3 rRNA genes are annotated in these 4,958 nt (G+C 51.9%); all 3 read left to right on the top strand.

What is annotated here, in order from left to right:
• Positions 1-89: 89 nt before the first annotated feature.
• Positions 90-1,614 (top strand): 16S ribosomal RNA (locus EDD60_RS15900).
• Positions 1,615-1,835: 221 nt separating this feature from the next.
• A 23S ribosomal RNA gene (locus tag EDD60_RS15895) occupies positions 1,836-4,745 on the top strand.
• Between the two features lie 66 nt (positions 4,746-4,811).
• Positions 4,812-4,920, top strand: a 5S ribosomal RNA gene (rrf, locus tag EDD60_RS15890).
• The 16S, 23S and 5S rRNA genes sit together here, the layout of an rRNA operon.
• Positions 4,921-4,958 lie beyond the last annotated feature (38 nt).

Raw genomic sequence — 4,958 nt, 5'->3', positions numbered from 1 at the left:
AGCAAACGGACATTGAAAACTAAACAGAAAACACGTCAATAAGAAGAAACAAAGAAGAGCTAGAAGACAGAAGTTGTCTTTAGAGATAGACAATGGAGAGTTTGATCCTGGCTCAGGATGAACGCTGGCGGCGTGCCTAATACATGCAAGTCGAACGCACCGCTTCGGTGGTGAGTGGCGAACGGGTGAGTAATACATAAGTAACCTGGCCTTTCGAGGGGGATAACTATTGGAAACGATAGCTAAGACCGCATAGGCATAATTCTCGCATGAGAGTTATGTTAAATATCCCAAGGGATAGCGAGAGGATGGACTTATGGCGCATTAGCTAGTTGGTGAGGGTAACGGCCCACCAAGGCGACGATGCGTAGCCGACCTGAGAGGGTGGACGGCCACACTGGGACTGAGACACGGCCCAGACTCCTACGGGAGGCAGCAGTAGGGAATTTTCGGCAATGGGCGAAAGCCTGACCGAGCAACGCCGCGTGAGGGAGGAAGTATTTCGGTATGTAAACCTCTGTTATAAAGGAAGAACGGCGCATGTAGGGAATGACATGCGAGTGACGGTACTTTATGAGAAAGCCACGGCTAACTACGTGCCAGCAGCCGCGGTAATACGTAGGTGGCGAGCGTTATCCGGAATCATTGGGCGTAAAGAGGGAGCAGGCGGCAACTAGGGTCTGCGGTAAAAGACCGAAGCTAAACTTCGGTAAGCCGTGGAAACCGAGGAGCTAGAGTGCAGTAGAGGATCGTGGAATTCCATGTGTAGCGGTGAAATGCGTAGATATATGGAGGAACACCAGTGGCGAAGGCGACGATCTGGGCTGCAACTGACGCTCAGTCCCGAAAGCGTGGGGAGCAAATAGGATTAGATACCCTAGTAGTCCACGCCGTAAACGATGAGTACTAAGTGTTGGGGGTCAGACCTCAGTGCTGCAGTTAACGCAATAAGTACTCCGCCTGAGTAGTACGTTCGCAAGAATGAAACTCAAAGGAATTGACGGGGGCCCGCACAAGCGGTGGAGCATGTGGTTTAATTCGAAGCAACGCGAAGAACCTTACCAGGTCTTGACATACCCTTAAAGGCTCTAGAGATAGAGAGATAGCTATAGGGGATACAGGTGGTGCATGGTTGTCGTCAGCTCGTGTCGTGAGATGTTGGGTTAAGTCCCGCAACGAGCGCAACCCCTGTTGCCAGTTGCCAGCATTAAGTTGGGGACTCTGGCGAGACTGCCTCTGCAAGGAGGAGGAAGGCGGGGATGACGTCAAATCATCATGCCCCTTATGACCTGGGCTACACACGTGCTACAATGGACGGATCAGAGGGAAGCGAAGCCGCGAGGTGGAGCGAAACCCAGAAACCCGTTCTCAGTTCGGACTGCAGTCTGCAACTCGACTGCACGAAGTTGGAATCGCTAGTAATCGCGAATCAGCATGTCGCGGTGAATACGTTCTCGGGCCTTGTACACACCGCCCGTCACACCATGAGAGTTGGTAACACCCGAAGCCGGTGGCCTAACCGCAAGGAAGGAGCTGTCTAAGGTGGGACTGATGATTGGGGTGAAGTCGTAACAAGGTATCCCTACGGGAACGTGGGGATGGATCACCTCCTTTCTAAGGAGAAGAAGCGTGGAATTCTGTTTAGTTTTGAATGTCTGAGAGGACATTCGAGAGAAGTAGGAACATTGAAAACTGAATAGCAAACTAGCAAAAACTTTTTACAAGAAGAAGATAGATGAAGAAGAAACGAGATCAGGAGTGATTGAAGGTCAATTCATCTAGTTGCAAAAAAACTAAGAAAAAACGAGAAAAAAGTATAGAACTTGAACACTTTAGGCTAAGCAAGAAAGAGCGTATGGCGGATGCCTAGGCACTAAGAGGCGAAGAAGGACGCAGCGAACGGCGAAACGCGACGGCGAGCAGTAAGCAGGCAACGACCCGTCGATGTCCGAATGGGGGAACCCATCATTCCGAGAGGGATGATATCGTCTGATGAATAAATAGTCAGACGAGGCGAGACGCAGGGAACTGAAACATCTCAGTACCTGCAGGAGAAGAAAGTAAGAACGATTCCGTGAGTAGCGGCGAGCGAAAGCGGAGGAGCCCAAACCATCGCAAAGATGGGGTTATAGGGCTGCCGACAAAGTCGACTTGACATGATAGGAGAAGCGCAGGGGAAGGCGCAGCGAAGAGGGTGACACTCCCGTATCCGAAATCGTGGAGAGAGGCGAGGCAGTACCTGAGTACGTCGGGGCACGTGAAATCCTGACGGAATTATCGAGGACCATCTCGAAAGGCTAAATACTCCTTAGTGACCGATAGCGAACCAGTACCGTGAGGGAAAGGTGAAAAGAACCCCGGGAGGGGAGTGAAAGAGAACCTGAAACCATATGCTTACAAGAAGTCAGAGCCCGTTAAAGGGTGATGGCGTGCCTTTTGTAGAATGAGCCGGCGAGTTATGATATGGAGCGAGGTTAAGCGGGAGACGCGGAGCCGAAGCGAAAGCGAGTCTTAATAGGGCGACAGTTGCATGTCATAGACCCGAAACCGGGTGATCTAGCCATGATCAGGTTGAAGTTGGGGTAAAACCCGATGGAGGACCGAACCGACCCCCGTTGAAACGTTGGCGGATGAATTGTGGCTAGGGGTGAAATTCCAAACGAACCCGGAGATAGCTGGTTCTCCCCGAAATAGCTTTAGGGCTAGCGTCGCGCGAAGTCACGTGAAGGTAGAGCACTGAATATGTGATGGCCTCATCCCGAGGTACTGAGCATAATCAAACTCCGAATGTCACGAGGACATGCGCGGCAGTCAGACTGCGGGTGATAAGGTCCGTAGTCAAGAGGGAAACAGCCCAGACCATCAGCTAAGGTCCCAAAATATATGCTAAGTGGAAAAGGATGTGGAGATGTCCAGACAACCAGGAGGTTGGCTCAGAAGCAGCCACCCTTTAAAGAGTGCGTAACAGCTCACTGGTCGAATGACTCTGCGCCGAAAATTTACCGGGGCTAAGCATAATACCGAAGCTATGGATTTATAGAGAATATAAGTGGTAGGGGAGCGTTCCAGTCAGCGAGGAAGCATGATCGTAAGGACATGTGGAGCGGCTGGAAGAGAGAATGCCGGTGTGAGTAGCGGCACGTGGGTGAGAATCCCACGCACCGAAGACCCAAGGTTTCCAGAGGAAGGTTCGTCCGCTCTGGGTAAGTCGGGACCTAAGGCGAGGCCGAGAGGCGTAGTCGATGGACAACGGGTGGATATTCCCGTACCTGGCGTGAGGGCGATGGAGTGACGGAGAAGGCTAGGCGATCCAGCTGCTGGAATAGCTGGTGCAAGCGAGGTAGGGGACATCCAGGCAAATCCGGATGTCATAACCCGAAGACGTGAAGCGTATGGAACATTACGATAAGTACAGAAGTCGCCGAAGCCATCTTCCAAGAAAAGCTTCTAGCGATACCTCAAGTCAGCCCGTACCGAAAATGGACACACATGGGTGAGGAGAGAATCCTAAGGTGAGCGAGAGAACTATAGCTAAGGAACTCTGCAAAATGACTCCGTAACTTCGGGAGAAGGAGTGCTCAGTGAAAGCTGAGCCGCAGTAAAACGGCCCAAGCGACTGTTTACCAAAAACACAGCTCTCTGCCAAGACGCAAGTCGAAGTATAGGGGGTGACGCCTGCCCGGTGCTGGAAGGTTAAGAGGAGTGGTCAGTCTTAAGGCGAAGCCATGAATTGAAGCCCCAGTAAACGGCGGCCGTAACTATAACGGTCCTAAGGTAGCGAAATTCCTTGTCAGGTAAGTTCTGACCCGCACGAAAGGCGTAACGATTTGGGCGCTGTCTCAGCTGTAGACTCGGTGAAGTCTTAGTACCTGTGAAGATGCAGGTTACCCGCGACTAGACGGAAAGACCCCATGGAGCTTTACTGTAGCTTGATATTGGATTTTGATGCATGATGTACAGGATAGGTAGGAGACAAAGAGACGGATACGCCAGTATTCGAGGAGTCGACGTTGGGATACTACCCTTGATGCATTGAAGTTCTAACCGGACGTCGTGAAGCCGATGACGGGACAGTGTCAGGTGGGCAGTTTGACTGGGGCGGTCGCCTCCCAAAGAGTAACGGAGGCGCCCAAAGATACCCTCAGCATGGTTGGAAATCATGCGCAGAGTGCAAAGGCAGAAGGGTGTTTGACTGCGAGACATACAGGTCGAGCAGGGACGAAAGTCGGGCTTAGTGATCCGGCGGTGCCGAATGGAAGGGCCGTCGCTCAACGGATAAAAGCTACCCTGGGGATAACAGGCTGATCTCCCCCAAGAGTTCACATCGACGGGGAGGTTTGGCACCTCGATGTCGGCTCATCGCATCCTGGAGCTGAAGTCGGTTCCAAGGGTTGGGCTGTTCGCCCATTAAAGCGGTACGCGAGCTGGGTTCAGAACGTCGTGAGACAGTTCGGTCCCTATCTGTCGTGGGCGTAGGAAGTTTGAGGAGAGCTGCCCTCAGTACGAGAGGACCGGGGTGGACAGACCAATGGTGCACCAGTTGTCACGCCAGTGGCACAGCTGGGTAGCTAAGTCTGGAAGGGATAAACGCTGAAGGCATCTAAGCGTGAAGCCCCCTCCAAGATGAGACTTCCCATTTCGAAGGAAAGTAAGACCCCTCTAAGACGAAGAGGTTGATAGGTCAGGGGTGTAAGCATGGCGACATGCTGAGCTGACTGATACTAATAGGTCGAGGGCTTAACCTAAGAAGGTGGTTCAAGGAGAGAGAAGCTAGTTACTGTTCAGTTTTGAGCGTTCGTGCTCGCAAGAGATCTGGTGGCGATAGCATGATGGAAACACCTGTACCCATGCCGAACACAGAAGTTAAGCATCATAACGGCGAAGATAGTGAGCGATTGCGACAATAGCAAGCTGCCAGTTCTCCTGAGGGATATCATCCGATATCTCTCTTTTTTTGT

Source organism: Longibaculum muris (genome assembly GCF_004343035.1).
GTDB classification, from domain to species: domain Bacteria; phylum Bacillota_I; class Bacilli_A; order Erysipelotrichales; family Coprobacillaceae; genus Longibaculum; species Longibaculum muris.
This window is presented reverse-complemented; position numbering and strand designations above follow the sequence as displayed.